Raw genomic sequence first — 16498 nt, 5'->3', positions numbered from 1 at the left:
TACATGAATAAAAGGGTGGTACAGGTGATGAATCATAAAAAGTATTTTACTAAAGTTACGACCTTTATCGATAAAGCAGTACAAGATGGGCTTTTACCAGGAGCTGTTGCTGGAGTGGTTACACCGAATGAGATGCCATATGTACATTATTCGGGTTATGCCCATTTTAAGAAAAGAATATATATGAAGGAAAATACAATTTTTGATGTGGCATCACTAACGAAAGTTGCGACAACCCTCCCTGCGATTTTGAAATTATTGGAGGATGGGGAGCTAGACTTAGATGATCCCGTATATGTATATGTACCAGCATTCAAGGAATATCAGAGTGATGTAACAATTAGACATTTATTATGTCATACAAGTGGATTTCAGCCAGGAATTAACTTTTATTTGGATGGAACTTCTATGGATGAGGCTATTATAAGGATAAGTGAACGGAAAGACAAAAAGGAAGTTGATTCAGAAGTTATCTATAGTGACCTCAATTTTATAACACTTGGATATATTGTTGAAAAAATAACAGGAATGTCCCTGGATCAATATGTAGAAGAGATTATCTATCAACCACTGGGAATGAAGGATACCTGCTTTAATCCATCCAGTAAGAGACTGAATCAGATTGCAGCAACAGAATTCATGGAGTCCATTCAAGATTATCAATGGGGAAAAGTCCATGATGAAAATGCCAATCATTTTGGTGGAGTAAGCGGGCACGCCGGACTCTTTACTACCTTACATGATTTAGTCAAGTTTTCGAGAATGATATTAAATGATGGGAGATATAACGGCCAAAGGATTTTATCCAAACAAACACTTGATTTAAGTAGGGAAATCCAGACAGAAGGATTGAAATTAAGCAGAGGACTCGGCTGGCAATTATATGATACTCCTTCCTTCTCTGGACAGTTTTTACAAAATGGATTTGGGCATACAGGATTTACCGGAACTTCCCTTTGGTTTGATGCAGATAAGAATTTTGCCATTATCCTACTTACCAATCGCGTACATTTTGGCAGACAAACAGATATAGCAAGATTTAGAAGAATCACACATAATCTGATTTCCTTAGCCATGGAAGAGTTCCAAGAGGTAGACCAAAATGATTAACGGAAAAAGATGGATAGGAATGGATGGAGGCGGAACAAAAACACAATGTGTTATTGGAGATGAAAAAGGACAAATATTAGCGATGTCGATTGGTGAATCCACTAATATCCAGTCCAATTCCCATACCCATGTTAAAGCAGTACTATTTCGGCTGATAGATGAAGTGATTCGAGAATCTGATTCGAATGAAAGTCATATCGAAACTCTATATTTATGCTTATCTGGAAGTGGTAGAGCGAAGGATAGAGAAACAATAGAAGATTTTTTTAAAGGAACGATCTATGAAAATATTCTCTCTATAGAAAATGATGCCATTGCAGCCCTTGCAGCTGGGACATGGGGAGAACCGGGAATTGTAATAATTGCTGGTACTGGGTCGATTGCTTATGGCATTAATCCCTCGAAAATGGATGCTATTCGCGTTGGCGGTTGGGGATACTTGTTTGGAGATGAAGGTAGTGGTTATTGGATTGGAAAAAGGGCGATTCAATCAGTATTAAAGGCTTACGATGGTAGAGGAGATGTTACTGAATTAAGCCATATAATTAAAGACTACTTCCGTATAAAAGAGGTCCCAGAACTTATATCAGTAATTCATGGAGACCCAAATCCCCGATTAAAGATTGCTAGTGCAGCGCCTTTGGTTTTGAATGCAGCTGAAAGAAGCGATCCTGTTGCAAAGAATATTATTCATGAGGCAATGGAAAATTTAATAAATTTGGTGGATAGTACGAAACAGCGTATGCAATCAAGAGATAAATGGCCGATTGTTATTCATGGTGGGCTCTTCTCAAATTCCTTTTTCAGGGAACAATTTATGTCGAAACTGAAATCCTCTATGGGAGATGTAACACTTATTCAGCCCAATCTCCCACCAGTTATAGGAGCGTATATTATGGCTTTACGCAGTAAGGATATCTTGATAGATGATGAGGTTCAAAGCAATGTTACATGGAGTTGGAACTTACTGAATTAGTATGTTCATGTGAAAGCTTTAAAGTTGTAAGAACACAATATATGAAAGACATCTTCGTCTAGTGAGGGGTATTATATGATGGAAATGAACTTATCAAAACTAACCACAGAAAAAAGAAATCCAGGCAGTGTTAATATAGATCAAATCTCCACAATAAAATTACTTCAAGTAATAAACAATGAAGACAAAAAAGTGGCCAATAAAGTGGAAATGGTTTTACCGGAAGTTGCAATTGTTGTGGAGAAGGTGATGGAGGCTCTTAGCAATGGTGGCAGACTATTTTATGTTGGAGCTGGAACTAGTGGGCGAATCGGTATCACGGATGCTTCGGAATGCCCACCAACATTCATGACAGACCCTGAAATGATACAAACCGTCATGGCCGGTGGAAACACTGCTTTTTTCCAGGCGGTTGAAGGTGCGGAGGATAATGAACAGCAAGGCGCAGTGGACTTGAAAACTCGTGGCTTGACCAAAAAGGATGTCGTAATTGGAATTACAGCAAGTGGTAGAACGCCATACCCGATTGGAGCCTTGAAATATGCGCAAAGTGTTGGTGCATATGCTGTCAGCTTAACATGTAACAAGAATTCAGAGATTTCTCGTTATGCAGATACTGGTATTGAAGTAGTAGTTGGCCCTGAAGTTTTGACCGGCTCCACTAGAATGAAGGCAGCAACAGCACATAAGATGATTCTGAATATGATTAGTACCAGCACAATGGTGAAATTAGGAAAAGTTTATGAAAATCTTATGGTGGATTTACATGCAAGCAACTATAAGTTGAAAGAACGCGCGAAATCAATCATCATGGAAATAACAGATGTACCCTATGAGAAAGCAGGTGCGGTGCTTGATGCAACAAATAATGAAGTAAAACCTGCTATTGTTATGATTGAAGCGGGTGTAGATTTTGAGAAAGCAAAGGATGCACTGGATAAAAGTAAGGGATATGTCAGGAAAGCAATTGAATATTTGGTGTGAGACGGGAAGAGGCAATCAGGAAATCTGGTTGTCTTTTTTGAGCTGAAAAGAGGTAGGTTTATCAGTCATTAAATATATTTTTTAAAGGGTAAGAGATTATTCTAACACAACTGGTATAGACATATATACAATACATTTGTTATCATACAAATGTAAAAGGAATAATTTTACTATATAAATTAAAACTAAGATGTAGCTCAACCTATCAGAGAAAGGAAGTATCACCATGCTAAAAAAACTATTCAAAAAATCAAAAGAAGCAGAAGAGATATATGCACCTATCAACGGGGAAGTAGTGCCATTGGAAGAGGTTCCAGATCCAGTTTTTAGTCAAAAGATGATGGGCGAAGGGGTGGCCATCAACTCAAGTGAAGGAGAGGTCGTTTCACCGGTAGCTGGAAAAATAGTACAAATCCCTGATTCGAAACATGCGATTGGACTGGAGACAGAAAACGGAACCGAAATTCTCATTCATATTGGCCTGGAAACAGTAGCATTAAACGGGGAAGGCTTTACACCGAAAGTTCGTGCTGGGGATAAAGTAACGGTTGGACAACCCTTAATGTCATTTGACCTGGAATATATTCGTGAAAATGCTAGCAGTGTCATCACGCCAATGATTATTACGAACAGTGGAGATTTAAATAAAGACATTACCCAAACCGAAGAGAAAGCAGCGAAAGCAGGAGAGACAGTTTTACTCACGATTTCTGGTAAATAAGTATAAGATTAATCGGAATTACACAGGTTAAGCGGAGGATGGTGCAGTAGATGATTCATCAATATTTTCAACAAGTGAAGCATATTTTAGATATCGTGGAAGAAAAAGAGGCTAGCACAATTAAAGAGGCAGCCAATAAGATAGCAGAGTCATTGCGAAATGGCGGTGTGGTGCACCTGTTTGGTTGTGGACATTCCCATATGCTGGCAGAAGAAGTGTATTATCGTGCAGGTGGGCTGGTACCGATTCATCCGATTCTTCATGAGCCATTAATGTTGCATGAGGGTGCGGTACGTTCCTCAACTTTGGAAAAAAAAGCAGATTATGCAAAAACATTCATGGACGAGCAGGATATAAAGAAAGGCGACATCATGATCGTGATCTCTACTTCGGGAAGAAATCCTGTTCCAATTGATGCAGCACTAATCGCGAAAGAAAAAGGAGCATTCGTCCTTAGTCTGTCCTCGATTGTTTATGCCAAGGAACAGACTTCCAGACATCCAAGCGGCAATTTTTTGCATGAGACAGCAGATTTAGCGTTGGACAATCATATTCCTGTTGGGGATGCATTGCTTTCGGATGAAAATGTGAACGTCAATTTTGCTCCAGGTTCAACGGTAATAGGGGCTTCGATTATGAATGCAGTAATGGCAGAAGTTATTTCTGGAATGGCAAAGAATGGCGAAGCACCACCAGTCCTTTTGAGTGGAAATGTGGATGGTGCAGAACAGCATAATCACCAATTAATTGAAAACTATCGGGATAGAATTTCCTTTTAACTAGTATGGAAATGATAAAAAGTATAGTGGTATAGACAACTATATTTAGAGGTGGTATAATTTTAATTGTATGGAAGGGGTTTATTATAAGGAGGTCGTCCAACCTTTGGTAACGATTACACTTGAGGGATAATAGGCTTTTTTCATACGAGAACTTATCTATTTTATAAAAAATGAAGGAGGTTTTTACCCATGATGAAATACTTGCAAAATCTTGGTAAATCGTTAATGCTTCCGGTAGCCGTGTTACCTGCAGCGGCGATCCTGATGGGTATTGGTTATGCCATTGATTCGGACGGTTGGGGTTCTGGAAATGCTATTGCGGCATTTTTAATCAGTGCGGGTAGTGCAATATTAGATTTTATCCCGATTCTATTTGCTGTCGGTGTCGCAATTGGGATGACGAAAGCCAAGGATGGCCCAGCTGCATTAAGTGGTTTAGTTGGTTACCTGGTTGTTACCACGGTGCTTGCAACAGATAATGTTGCTAACTTATTACAGATTGAAGTGGAAAATGTAAATATAGCTTTTGGTGCCGTTGAGAACGTATTTATTGGTATTATTTCAGGTTTAATTGCGGCAGCTTTATACAACCGCTTTAGTCATGTGAAATTACCGGATGCCTTGGCATTCTTTAGTGGAAAACGATTGGTGCCAATCCTTACAGCCGCAACAATGTTGATTGTATCTCTTATTTTACTCTTCATTTGGCCTATCGTTTATAGTGGATTAGTTTCATTCGGGGAAGCAATTAGTGGTCTAGGCGCACTTGGTGCTGGTCTATACGGATTCTTTAACCGTATTTTAATTCCAACCGGTCTTCACCACGCATTAAATAATGTGTTCTGGTTTGATGTAGCTGGTATTAATGACATCGGTAACTTCTGGTCTGGAGAAGGGACAAAAGGTGTCACTGGTATGTATCAAGCAGGGTTCTTCCCAATTATGATGTTTGGTCTTCCAGCAGCAGCACTCGCTATGTTCCATACAGCTAAAACAAAACGTAAAAAACAGGCTGCATCTCTATTAATGGCGGGGGCACTTGCAGCATTCTTAACCGGTGTAACAGAACCTCTTGAGTTCGCGTTCATGTTCTTAGCACCAGCACTTTATGTCGTACACGCATTATTAACTGGTATTTCCTTATTCATTGCCGCTTCCTTTGGATGGACAGCAGGATTTAGTTTTAGTGCTGGTTTAATTGACTTTATCCTAAGTTCGCAGCTTCCATTAGCTAATAATCCATGGATGCTGATCGTTCTTGGGCTCGTGATGGCAGCGATTTATTACTTCTTATTCCGTTTCTTAATTGTGAAGTTCAACTTCAAAACACCTGGTCGTGAAGATGAAGATTCGGATGACGAAGTAGTGGACAGTGAACCAGCTCCATCCGGAAAAGATAAATATGCTGTGATGGCTTCAACCATCTATGATGCATTAGGTGGAGACGAAAACGTCACATCTGTTGATAACTGTGCAACACGTTTACGTCTGGAAGTTAAAGACATGAATGCCGTTGACCAGAAGAAAATTAAGTCTACTGGAGTTCCAGGAGTCAATGTCGTTGGAAAACATAGTATCCAAGTTATTGTCGGAACCCAAGTGCAAGCTGTAGCCGATGAAGTAAGCAGGTTACGAAAAGAATAAAATTTTCAAATGGCCGGTATCATAAAGATACTGGCCTTTTAAAATAAGATGGAGGTTTTTCGGATGAAACGAATACTAGACTGTACCGCATCGGATTTTGAAAAGATGGGAAAAGAAGACTTGCTTCAATCCATCAAGGCATCGGAAGGAAGAACGTTGATTGCAGAAGTGGTTTGCCAGGCTACTCCAGTTTATCCAGGGCTGACGAATGCAGAATATGCTTCTGCATTTGGTGCTGATCTGATTTTGTTGAATTATCTGGATGTGTATGTACCGAATATAGAAGGATTAGAGAATGTCCATCCAGATCAAACGATCCATGAAATGAAGAAGTTAGTCGGCAGGCCGGTTGGAATGAACCTGGAGCCAGTAGATACAGAAGCTGAATCGTTGGAGACTTTGAATGATCTGCCTGAGGGAAGGAAAGCAATCCCTTCATCGCTGAAAAAGGCAAAAGAATTAGGAGTGGATTTTATTTGCTTGACAGGGAATCCTAAGACAGGAGTAACCAACAAAGCAATCAAGAAAAGCATTAAAGCTGCTAAGGAATTAGATTTGCTCGTAATTGCCGGTAAAATGCATGGTGCTGGTGTAAAAGAGGGCTTGGCTGCAAATGATACAGTTAAGGGCTTTGTGTATGCTGGAGCTGATATCGTATTACTGCCTGGTGTTGGAACAGTACCTGGAGTGACATTGGAAAAGACTCAAGCATTAATAGACACCGTACATGATGCAGGAGCCATCGCCCTAACCACTATCGGGACAAGCCAGGAAGGTGCAGAAAAAGAAACCATTCAACAAATCGCACTTTACAACAAAATGGCAGGCGCAGACATCCATCATATTGGCGACGCAGGAATGAACGGCATCGCCATCCCAGAACGCATCATGGACTACTCCATCACCATCCGAGGCAAAAGACACACCTACACCCGCATGGCAGCCTCCGTACGAAGATAACAGGATCGGGAAGTGGGCAGATCTGGAATCCATCTAGGAAGTGCCAATCTCGGAAGTGCCAGGCACCACCCGAATTTTGTTCCAAAACCAAAAACCTGTAGCCCTATGTATAGAAGGGATAGAGGGGTGCGCTTTTATTCGACAAATTCCGGGAAGTGCCAGGCACCTGAAAGCATTAATCTCGTTTCATTTGCATTTTGAATTTATATTTGTCTGATCGGTAGATGGATTTGACGTATTCTATTGGTGTTTCTTGATCATTTTTTAAGTAACTGGTTCGGTGCATGACCAATACCGGATCGCCGAGTCTGATATGAAGGTAGTGTGTTTCTTCCTTGTTGGCAAGAGAAGCCTCAATGGTTTGCTCTCCATAGGCAATGTTCAAATTTAAATGTTTTTCTATATAGTCATAAAAGGAAATAGAAATGTCTTCTTTTGTTATATCACCCACATGGCTTTTTGGTGTATAAATGGTTTCCAGAGCAACTGGTTCATTGTTTGCCATTCTTATTCTTTGAATTTCGTAAATCGGTTCATTCCGCTCGATTTTTAAAATAGAAGCGATATGTGGTTCATTTTTAATTATGTTGAAGCTAAGTAGTTTATTCGATGGCGTCATTCCACGCCGTTCCATATCTTCACTGAAACTGGATAAACCAGATAAATCTTGTTCGAACTTTTTATCTGCAACGAAGCTTCCTCGACCTTTTTGTCGGTAAATCATTCCTTCTTTTACAAGGTTCGTGATCGCTTGCCTCACTGTCATTCTGCTAATGTCGTATTTTTCGGCATATTCTCGTTCAGAAGGGAGCAAATCGCCTGGATTTAGTTCTTCTTGTATCATGCGTTTTATTTCTTCTTCTAATTGATAATAAATCGGGATTGGTGAGTTTTTATCGATCATGAGAAAGCTCCTTTCTGGTGGTGTGAATATGATAAAGAATTTTTCAGATAAAATGAAAGAAATCAGTCTATTCTTACTTAAATTGTAACAAATTGCGGCCAACATGTACACAGTTATAAATGTATAGACAACTATATATTTATATGCTATTTTTAGTATGAGGAAAGGAATGATTGTTTATGCACGCTGGTTTATACATTAAAAATGCAATTATTTTCTTAGAAGACGGAAAAGAAATAAAAGGGGATATGTACTTGCAGGATGGTAAAATTAAAACCATTCATAAGGGGCCCCAGTCACAGGAAGTGCAAGAAAATGTCCAAGTAATTGACGCAACCAATTTAACCGCGATTCCCGGATTTATTGACGGTCACATCCATGGTGCGAATGGAGCGGATACGATGGATGCTACCGAGGAAGCATTGGATCAGATGGCAACGTTACTACCGAAAGAGGGAACAACAAGCTTTCTTGCTACCACCATCACACAATCACCAGAAAATATTGATAAGGCGCTTCAAAATGTAGCAAACTATACAAATAAAGAGGCTCAAGCGGAAATGATTGGTGTACATTTGGAAGGGCCATTTGTAGAAAAATCAAAAGCTGGAGCACAGCCTCTAGAATATATAATGGAACCAGATCTCGATCGATTCATGAAGTGGCAGGAAATTTCAGGGAATGCGATTCGAACCGTTACGATGGCACCGGAACATGATCAAGACGGTACTTTTATAAGCACCTTGAATAAAAATGGTATAAATGTGTCTGCCGGACATACGGATTTAGGGTATGAAGGTATTAAAAAAGCGGTAGAGCAAGGTGTCGGACAATTAACGCATTTATGTAATGCAATGAATGGGATTCATCACCGGGATATCGGGGCAGTCGGTGCCGCTTTCCAATTGGAAGACCTGCGAGCGGAGTTAATTGCGGATGGTGTCCACGTTGTGCCTGGAATGCTACAGCTTATTTACGATAATGTCGGAAGTGATCGGCTCATCCTAATTACCGATGCCATGCGGGCGAAAGGGTTACCTGCGGGCGATTATGAGCTAGGCGGTCAACCAGTAAAAGTGAATGAAGACCGAGCAGTGCTAGAAGACGGTACCCTCGCTGGCAGTATTTTAAAAATGGATGACGGTGCTCGGAGATTACTTGGATTAAATGGCGCAACCATAAAGGATGTAATAAAAATGGCATCTGTTAATCCCGCAAAACAGATTGGTGTATACAATCGCAAAGGAAGCATAACGGAAGGAAAAGATGCCGATATTTTACTTGTGGATGATAATTTTAATATCAAATACACCATCTGTCGTGGTATTATTACATGGGAAGGAGAGTAATAGCGTGAATATTATTAAAGTGAAAGATTATCAAGAAATGAGTAACCGTGCGAGTATGCATTTAGCAGAGAAGATTCAAAAGCTGGATAAACCAGTTATTGGGCTCGCAACAGGTTCCACACCTGAAGGTATGTACCAAAATCTAATTGAAAAAAATAACAAAGGTGAGCTGTCTTTTAAAGACGTGACGACCTTTAATTTGGATGAATATGTTGGATTAGAAAAGGAAGATCCAAACAGTTATTATTTTTACATGATGGATAAATTTTTCAACCATATTGATGTACCAAAAGCCAATGTCCATCTTCCAAATGGAGCAGCGGATGATTTGGAAAAAGAATGCCGTGATTACGAAAAGCTCATTAGTGATGCAGGGTATGTTGATGTACAGGTGTTAGGAATCGGTGGAAATGGGCATATCGCCTTTAATGAACCAGGAACTCCTTTTTCGAGCAGAACACATGTGATTGATTTAGATGAGTCCACACGAGAAGCGAATGCACGATTCTTTAACTCAATGGAAGAAGTTCCTAAGCAAGCAATCACCATGGGAATAGAAACCATCATGGAAAGCAAAGAAATTATCTTGCTTATTTCTGGTGAGAAAAAGGCAGATGCACTTGCCCGTTTGATAGAAAATGAAGAAACCAGTGAAGATTTTCCAGCATCTGTTCTCAGAAAACACGAAAATGTCACGATAATAGCTGATGAAGCAGCAATGGCGAAAGTGAATAAATAATGAATGAAAAAAGTTGTCGATGCAGAAGAGCTTGACAGCTTTTTTTTACGTAATTATCAGTCATTTGGGAGTGCCCCTAATAGGTGCCAGGCACTTGTCGAATATCTCCCTATATCAAAAACTCCTCCAACCCTTACATCACAAGGACTGGAGGAGTTAATAATATTCGACAAATATCGGGGAGTGCCAGGCACTTAGGGCAGGCACCCAAGGCACCCAGCTAGCACTTCTAACGCATATTACTCTGCTCTTTCCACATAACTTAAGGAAACTTTCAGATTAGCATTTTTCTCACGGATTCGATCAAGCAGTTCTTTGTCTTTTGTGTTTTCCTTACATCGGATTGCATACGTATATAAAATCATGGTTCCAAGGTTCGTCGTTTCTACCTGACGAAGGTTGTTACTGATGGTATAGGTTTGAAACACGTCATCCAGCAAGTTTTCGTGATTTAAATTTTCTGGAACAGTTACTTTTAGGATTTGTGTATCTTTTCCTTTTCCATACTCAAACTTATAAAGGAAGTAGAATAGTAAACTCGCAAACACAGTTAATAGCATTGCTAGATTAAATTGGTAAAGCCCGCAAGTCATTCCCACAACGAGTCCAAAAAAGATATAAGCAATATCTTTGGCATCAGTGACAGCACTTCGGAAGCGGATTAATGAAAAGACGGCAAATAATCCAAACGCGACACCCGCATTCCCACTAACGACAGTCATAACGACGGATACCACCACACTCATCATCACAATTGTATGGACAAAGTTCTGGGAATACTTTTCCCCACTAAACGTAATTTGATACACTTTCGTGATAAGTAAACTAAGGATGGTTGCAAGGGCCATCGCAAGTAAACTCATCCAGATAGTTGGCTCTGACTCACTATTCACAAAGATTTGATCGATAATTTCCATGTTACATTCCTCCTATGGATACATGTTCTTTTTCTATTCCATTTGGTAGTTTTGCAGTTTCTAATAATTCCAGGCTAGTGCAGAATTTAGAAGCACTTCGTTGTTCACAGTGTATTCGCTGTAAGATGCGAGTTAACCAAAGTGGGACACTATCATTGACTTTTACTTCGAGTACAACCAGGTTTTTATCAATAAAATTTTCCCCATAAGATCCGTGTTCCAGCAGTAAATCATGATTCCTACAGCGAAGATTCAAGTCAAACGTAATTCTTAAATCCGCATCATCCACACAGTGCAGCGCATGTCTGTCATAACTAACGACCATTTCTGGTTCTAGATTATACAGTTTTCGAAAATAATCGACTTCCCGCAATACTTGTGGATTCGATGACTCAAAAGAATCTAGCGGATATAGCTCTGATTCCTCCAGGTAACGATAGGCTTCGGATAATGGAAGAAGCATTCTCCGTTTGTTTACTACTTTTTTATGTTTTTGTTTTATCTCAAAAAAAGCAGTTCCTTCTCTATCCGTATCGTTATAAACCCGCAATCGGAGTTTTTGTCGAAACCTTAGTTTATTCTTTGTTTCGTAATAAATTTTACGATCTGGACTTTCAAAGTACAGACTCGTCACCGTGTATCTTCCATCGACCCCAAATTTATCCGGCCGCATGAATGGAGAAAGTTGATAAATCAACTCACGATATTGTTCAGTTGTAATTAAATATTTCTGTTCCTTTCTTCTGAAAATCTCAATTGCCATATTCTCAAATCCTTTCCATGTTGCTGCAGACGTTAACAAATGTAAGTCTGACTTCATCCTACCTTTATGGCATAAGATTCCAATGTGAAGAAAATGAGAATTTGATTAGAAAATAATGTGAATTTGTTAAGATAGAGTAAAATGAACGTAAAAACCCCTTCATCGAATTCGACATAAATCGGGGAGTGCCAGGCACCACCCGACATATGTCAAACCCCAACCCCCGCTATCCGCAACTACTCTCCAGTTCGACAAAATCCGGGAAGTGACAGGCACCAAAAAGGCACCAAAAAGGCACCAAAAAAGCAGGTTTCCTATTTCTTTCAAGAAAACTATTGCAAACGATTGCAGTTCGTGCTATTATTAGGAACGTAAACGTTTACGCTTTTTCTTAAAAGGAGTAACTGAAAATGACTATTACGATTAAAGATGTTGCGAAAAAAGCGAATGTCTCGATTGCGACGGTTTCCAGGATATTAAATAATAAACCGGGCTATTCCAAAGAGACGGAAAAAAAGGTATTAGAGGTAATAGATGAATTAGGTTATCATCCCAATAGTATTGCACGCGGCTTAATTAGCAAACGGACACATACAATAGGGGTTCTATTGCCGAAAATATCGAGTATGCTGATGAATGAGGTTATTCGTGGGATTGAGGATACCACCCACCAGAATGGCTCCAGTGTTATCGTCTGCCATACCGAATCCAATGGTCAAAAAACGATGCAGTATCTTCAATTACTTAAAGACAAACAGGTTGATGGTATTATTTTTACAAGTGAGCGGTTGAAAGAAGAGTACTATCAATTTGTAAAGAAAATGGAAAAGCCGATGGTGCTTCTATCAACAGAATCGTATGATTTTTCGATTCCATTTGTAAAAGTAAATGACCAGCATGCAGCATATACGGCAACGGAATATCTGATTAAAAAAGGTCACCGGAATATTGGCATGATAAGTGGCAACCCGGAGGATCAGGTTGCAGGTCAACCGAGAATAAATGGGTTCTTGCAAGCGATGAATAACTATCAGATTCCAGTTTCCCATGAACATGTTGTTTCTGAAGATGGCTTTAGTTTTGAAGATGGTTTAAAAGCTTTTCCTAGATTGATTCGTCAGCATCCTGATTTGACTGCTATTTTTGCAGCAAGTGACGAAATCGCTCTAGGTGTTATCTCCGCAGCTTATGAAATGAATATCAAGGTTCCTGATCAACTATCTGTTATTGGGTATGACAACATAAATATTGCGCAAATGAGTATCCCGCCGCTAACTACTGTTGCACAGCCATTATATGATATGGGGGAGAAGGCAACGGAAATGATTTTTGAAATGATTGAAAAAAATCAAACGGTGGAAAGCCGGATTTTCTCGCATCAAGTTGTCGAAAGAAAAAGTGTAAAAGACCTAAATAAAGAGTAAATCTCTTTATGATTTTTGAGTAAACGTTTACGAGCAAAATTACAGTTACTCACCTATTTTAGAACAAGAATGAACTTTGATACTTATCCTGATTTTATGCGGTTTACGTAAACGTTTACGTAACTAAACGATGTATATTTTATCTATTTAGATAGAAGATAAAAATTGAAATTTAAAATGGAGGGCTAATAATGAATAAAATAGCAAAAGGACTCTTAACAGTAACATTAGGAACATCCTTACTACTAGCTGGTTGCGGTGGTGGAGATGGGGATGGTGGAAACGCCGATGGACAAGTTTCCCTAGAACTTTTCTCTAATAAATCGGAAAGCATAGACACGTACAAAGGATTAATCGAAAAATTTGAAGAAGAAAATCCTAATATCGATATTAAATTAGAAGCACCACCTGAAGCGGAAACCGTATTAAAAACGAGACTAACCAAAGATGACTTGCCAGACATCATGTCTATTGGTGGAAATGCAACATATGGCGAATTAGCTAGAGCAGGTGTATTTCATGATTTCTCTGATTCCGAACTAGTAGGTAAAGTTCAGCCATCCTATGTAGAAATGCTTGGAAAACTAGTTGGTCCTGATGAAGAGGGTACTTATGGTCTGCCATATGCGACAAATGCCAACACAGTTATTTATAACAAAGAAAAAGTAGAAGAGTTAGGAATTGAAATCCCAACTAACTGGGATGAGTTTACTCAAGCACTTGAAACAGCAAAAGAAGCTGGAGAAACTCCTATTTACTTCACATTACAAGAAGCATGGACGGCAATGTCTGTATGGAACGGTGTAGCTGGTAACTTAGTTGCAGACGACTTTGCAGAAAGAAAAAATGCTGGAGAAGCAACTTTTGCGGAAGAGTATGATGAAGTAGCCGACAAGATGTTAGAGCTGCTTGACTATGGCCATAAAGATAACTTTGGTATTGGTTATGGAGATGGAAACAATGCATTCGCATCAGGTGAAGGTGTGTTCTATATTCAAGGGAACTGGGCGATTCCAGAGATTTTAAAAACAAATCCAGATATAGAGTTAGGTACATTTGCTCTCCCATCTCATGACAATGCAGAAGAAAACAACTTAGTTTCAGGTGTTGACGTGGCGCTAGCAGTAAGTGAAACAACGGAACATAAAGAAGAAGCATTGAAATTTATCGAATTTATGCTTAGTGAAGAAACAGCACAAACCTATATTGATGAACAAAAAGCATTCTCTGCTGTAGAAAATGTATTCCAAGAAGACCCTGTATTTGAAGGAATTAGAGAACACTTTGAAGAAGGAACGTTAACGAGTTTCGTGGATCACTATTATCCAGCTGGAATGGGAACAGAAAACTTAGTACAAGACTTTTTAATTAAAAAAGATAAAGATGCTGCTCTTGAAACATTAGATTCTGAGTGGGATAAAGTTAACGACCGATAGGCTACAACACCGTGGACTGGGGGCGCTATATTTGGCCCCCCATCCATTGTTAAAGGAGAGATTACTGTGGTGAACAGGAAGAGATTTACATTTTTACTAATGGTTGTTCCCGCCTTAGTGTTATTTTTTACCTTTCATACATATCCAGCTATACAGGGGATTTTTTATAGTTTTACTGATTATAAAGGATATGGAGTTTGGGATTTCGTAGGATTAAAAAATTACCTAAATGTATTCCAGGATGGTCGTGCATTGAGTGCATATGGATTTACCTTTCAATTTGCGATTGTTTCTACTGTTTTAGTAAATATTATTAGTTTATTAATCGCGATTGGTTTGAACGCTAATATTAAATTCCGTAAAACGTTACGAGCAACCTATTTCTTACCATATATTTTAAGTGTGTTAATTGTTGGTTATATCTTCAAATTTATGTTCACCCACTTGCTTCCACAAATCGGTGACGCCTTAGGGATTGGCTTTTTATCATCCAATATCTTAGGGAATCCGGATTTAGCATGGATTGGGATTGTTATTGTGGCGGTCTGGCAATCAACCGCATTTAATACGCTTCTCTATCTAGCAGGTCTGTCTACGATTGACCAACAAGTGTATGAAGCAGCTGACATTGATGGTGCTGGATCTTGGGCGAAATTCTGGAAAATCACATTTCCACTTGTTGCACCGTTCTTCACGATTAACATGGTTGTTGCGATGAAGAACTTCCTCATGGCATTTGACCAAATCGTTGCCTTAACTGGTGGTGGACCGGGTCAAGTAACCGAATCAATATCCTTGCTCATCTACCGTGGTGGGTTCCAAGGTGGAGAATTTGCTTATCAATCAGCGAACGCCGTTATCTATTTCATTGTGATTGTTGCAATTTCCATCATTCAACTACGTGTTCTTGAACGAAGAGAGGTGAAATAACGATGATAGGAAATAAGCCAAATTGGAAAATAACAATATTATTAATGCTTGGTGGATTATTCATTCTGCTTCCACTATATCTAACGATTACAATCGCATTCAAAACGCCACAAGAAATGACCGGTAACCTGTTTGCTTTACCAGAATCTTGGTCAATTGCAAATTTCCTGAATGCCATTGAGATGACGAACTTCTTCCAGGCTTTAGGGAATAGTGTGTTTGTTACACTAATAACGGTAATTTTAGTGCTGTTAACCCATTCCCTTGTTGCTTATGCGATTGCAAGAAATTTACACAAGAAGTTTTATAAATTCCTATATTTCTACTTTATTAGTGCAATGTTCATCCCGTTTCCTATCATCATGCTACCTTTAGTCAAACAAACGAGTATGTGGGGAATGGACAACATCATTGGACTTGCTATCTTGAATGCGGTGATGCAGTTAGCATTTAATGTATTTATCTATGTTGGCTTTGTCAAAACCATTCCAAAAGAACTGGAAGAAGCAGCGATTATTGATGGCGCGAACACATGGCAAGTGTTCTGGAGAATTATCTTCCCATTAATGAAACCAATGCACGCAACCGTTGCGATTCTAACCGCACTTGCTGCATGGAATGACTTTATGCTGCCACTCGTTATCTTGAGTGATTCGAGTCAATACACCTTGCCACTGGTACAGTACGCATTCCAAGGCCAGTTTAGTACAGATTATAACCTAGCCTTTGCGTCGTATCTCATGGCCATGTTGCCGATGATTATCATTTATATCTTTGCACAGAAATGGATCATTGGCGGAGTTATGCGCGGGTCGATTAAATAAGTTTAGAGGACGGGTATTGGTTTGGCCCTGCTGAG

Annotated in this window: 16 protein-coding genes; 13 read left to right on the top strand and 3 right to left on the bottom strand. The window is 39.4% G+C overall.

The features are described from left to right. The first annotated feature begins 27 nt into the window (after positions 1-27). The 7 genes from D8M06_RS12760 to D8M06_RS12730 all read left to right on the top strand — a co-directional run bounded on the left by D8M06_RS12760 (position 28) and on the right by D8M06_RS12730 (position 7177). Positions 28-1110, top strand: a complete 1083-nt coding sequence (locus tag D8M06_RS12760; protein ID WP_121204794.1) for a serine hydrolase domain-containing protein — start codon at positions 28-30, stop codon at positions 1108-1110. Continuing rightward, the gene (locus tag D8M06_RS12755; protein WP_121204793.1) at positions 1103-2086 is read left to right on the top strand and encodes an N-acetylglucosamine kinase; all 984 of its coding nucleotides are present in this window, start codon (positions 1103-1105) and stop codon (positions 2084-2086) included. Before D8M06_RS12760 ends, D8M06_RS12755 begins: the two co-directional genes overlap by 8 nt. Before the next feature lie 84 nt (positions 2087-2170). After that, positions 2171-3070: an N-acetylmuramic acid 6-phosphate etherase gene (gene murQ, locus D8M06_RS12750; RefSeq protein ID WP_121204813.1), complete on the top strand. Its 900-nt coding sequence runs from the start codon at positions 2171-2173 to the stop codon at positions 3068-3070. A 226-nt stretch (positions 3071-3296) separates the two neighbouring features. Continuing rightward, positions 3297-3791, top strand: coding sequence for a PTS sugar transporter subunit IIA (locus tag D8M06_RS12745; protein ID WP_121204792.1), 495 nt, complete (start codon positions 3297-3299; stop codon positions 3789-3791). A 50-nt stretch (positions 3792-3841) separates the two neighbouring features. Next, positions 3842-4570 (top strand): SIS domain-containing protein, encoded by a 729-nt coding sequence (locus tag D8M06_RS12740; protein ID WP_121204791.1) that lies wholly within the window; start codon positions 3842-3844, stop codon positions 4568-4570. Positions 4571-4762: 192 nt separating this feature from the next. Further along, the gene (gene nagE, locus D8M06_RS12735) at positions 4763-6217 is read left to right on the top strand and encodes an N-acetylglucosamine-specific PTS transporter subunit IIBC (RefSeq protein WP_121204790.1); all 1455 of its coding nucleotides are present in this window, start codon (positions 4763-4765) and stop codon (positions 6215-6217) included. Between the two features lie 63 nt (positions 6218-6280). Further along, complete coding sequence (locus D8M06_RS12730; protein WP_121204789.1) at positions 6281-7177, top strand: DUF7916 family protein; 897 nt, start codon at positions 6281-6283, stop codon at positions 7175-7177. A gap of 175 nt (positions 7178-7352) precedes the next feature. Here the strand turns inward: D8M06_RS12730 and D8M06_RS12725 are convergent, their stop codons facing one another. After that, positions 7353-8081, bottom strand: a complete 729-nt coding sequence (locus D8M06_RS12725) for a GntR family transcriptional regulator (protein ID WP_121204788.1) — start codon at positions 8079-8081, stop codon at positions 7353-7355. Positions 8082-8260: 179 nt separating this feature from the next. On the opposite strand from D8M06_RS12725, the gene nagA reads away from it, so the two are divergent. Both nagA and nagB read left to right on the top strand, forming a co-directional pair. Beyond that, the gene (gene nagA, locus D8M06_RS12720) at positions 8261-9430 is read left to right on the top strand and encodes an N-acetylglucosamine-6-phosphate deacetylase (RefSeq protein WP_121204787.1); all 1170 of its coding nucleotides are present in this window, start codon (positions 8261-8263) and stop codon (positions 9428-9430) included. 4 nt (positions 9431-9434) lie between these two features. Then, a complete protein-coding gene (gene nagB, locus D8M06_RS12715; RefSeq protein ID WP_121204786.1) occupies positions 9435-10169 on the top strand; it encodes a glucosamine-6-phosphate deaminase in 735 nt (244 codons plus the stop codon). Positions 10170-10408: 239 nt separating this feature from the next. On the opposite strand, the gene D8M06_RS12710 is transcribed toward nagB, so the two are convergent. After that, positions 10409-11086: a DUF4956 domain-containing protein gene (locus D8M06_RS12710; protein WP_121204785.1), complete on the bottom strand. Its 678-nt coding sequence runs from the start codon at positions 11084-11086 to the stop codon at positions 10409-10411. A 1-nt stretch (position 11087) separates the two neighbouring features. Continuing rightward, positions 11088-11906, bottom strand: a complete 819-nt coding sequence (locus tag D8M06_RS12705) for a polyphosphate polymerase domain-containing protein (RefSeq protein ID WP_241558946.1) — start codon at positions 11904-11906, stop codon at positions 11088-11090. A 353-nt stretch (positions 11907-12259) separates the two neighbouring features. Between D8M06_RS12705 and D8M06_RS12700 the strand changes: the two genes are divergently transcribed. The 4 genes from D8M06_RS12700 (at position 12260) to D8M06_RS12685 (ending at position 16463) form a co-directional block, all read left to right on the top strand. Beyond that, on the top strand, positions 12260-13273 hold the full coding sequence (locus D8M06_RS12700; protein ID WP_121204784.1) for a LacI family DNA-binding transcriptional regulator: 1014 nt from the start codon (positions 12260-12262) through the stop codon (positions 13271-13273). Positions 13274-13464: 191 nt separating this feature from the next. Next, on the top strand, positions 13465-14709 hold the full coding sequence (locus D8M06_RS12695; protein WP_121204783.1) for an ABC transporter substrate-binding protein: 1245 nt from the start codon (positions 13465-13467) through the stop codon (positions 14707-14709). 69 nt (positions 14710-14778) lie between these two features. After that, entirely contained in the window at positions 14779-15639 is an 861-nt protein-coding gene (locus tag D8M06_RS12690) for a carbohydrate ABC transporter permease (protein ID WP_206613291.1), read from the top strand. A 2-nt stretch (positions 15640-15641) separates the two neighbouring features. Next, positions 15642-16463 carry a carbohydrate ABC transporter permease gene (locus tag D8M06_RS12685; RefSeq protein ID WP_194074634.1) on the top strand — a complete coding sequence of 274 codons (822 nt, stop codon included), beginning with the start codon at positions 15642-15644 and terminating at the stop codon, positions 16461-16463. Positions 16464-16498: the final 35 nt, after the last annotated feature.

Source organism: Oceanobacillus halophilus (genome assembly GCF_003628505.1).
In the GTDB taxonomy this organism is placed as follows: domain Bacteria; phylum Bacillota; class Bacilli; order Bacillales; family Amphibacillaceae; genus Oceanobacillus; species Oceanobacillus halophilus.
Note: the sequence above shows the minus strand (reverse complement) of the source record. Positions and strands in the feature narration are given on the sequence as shown.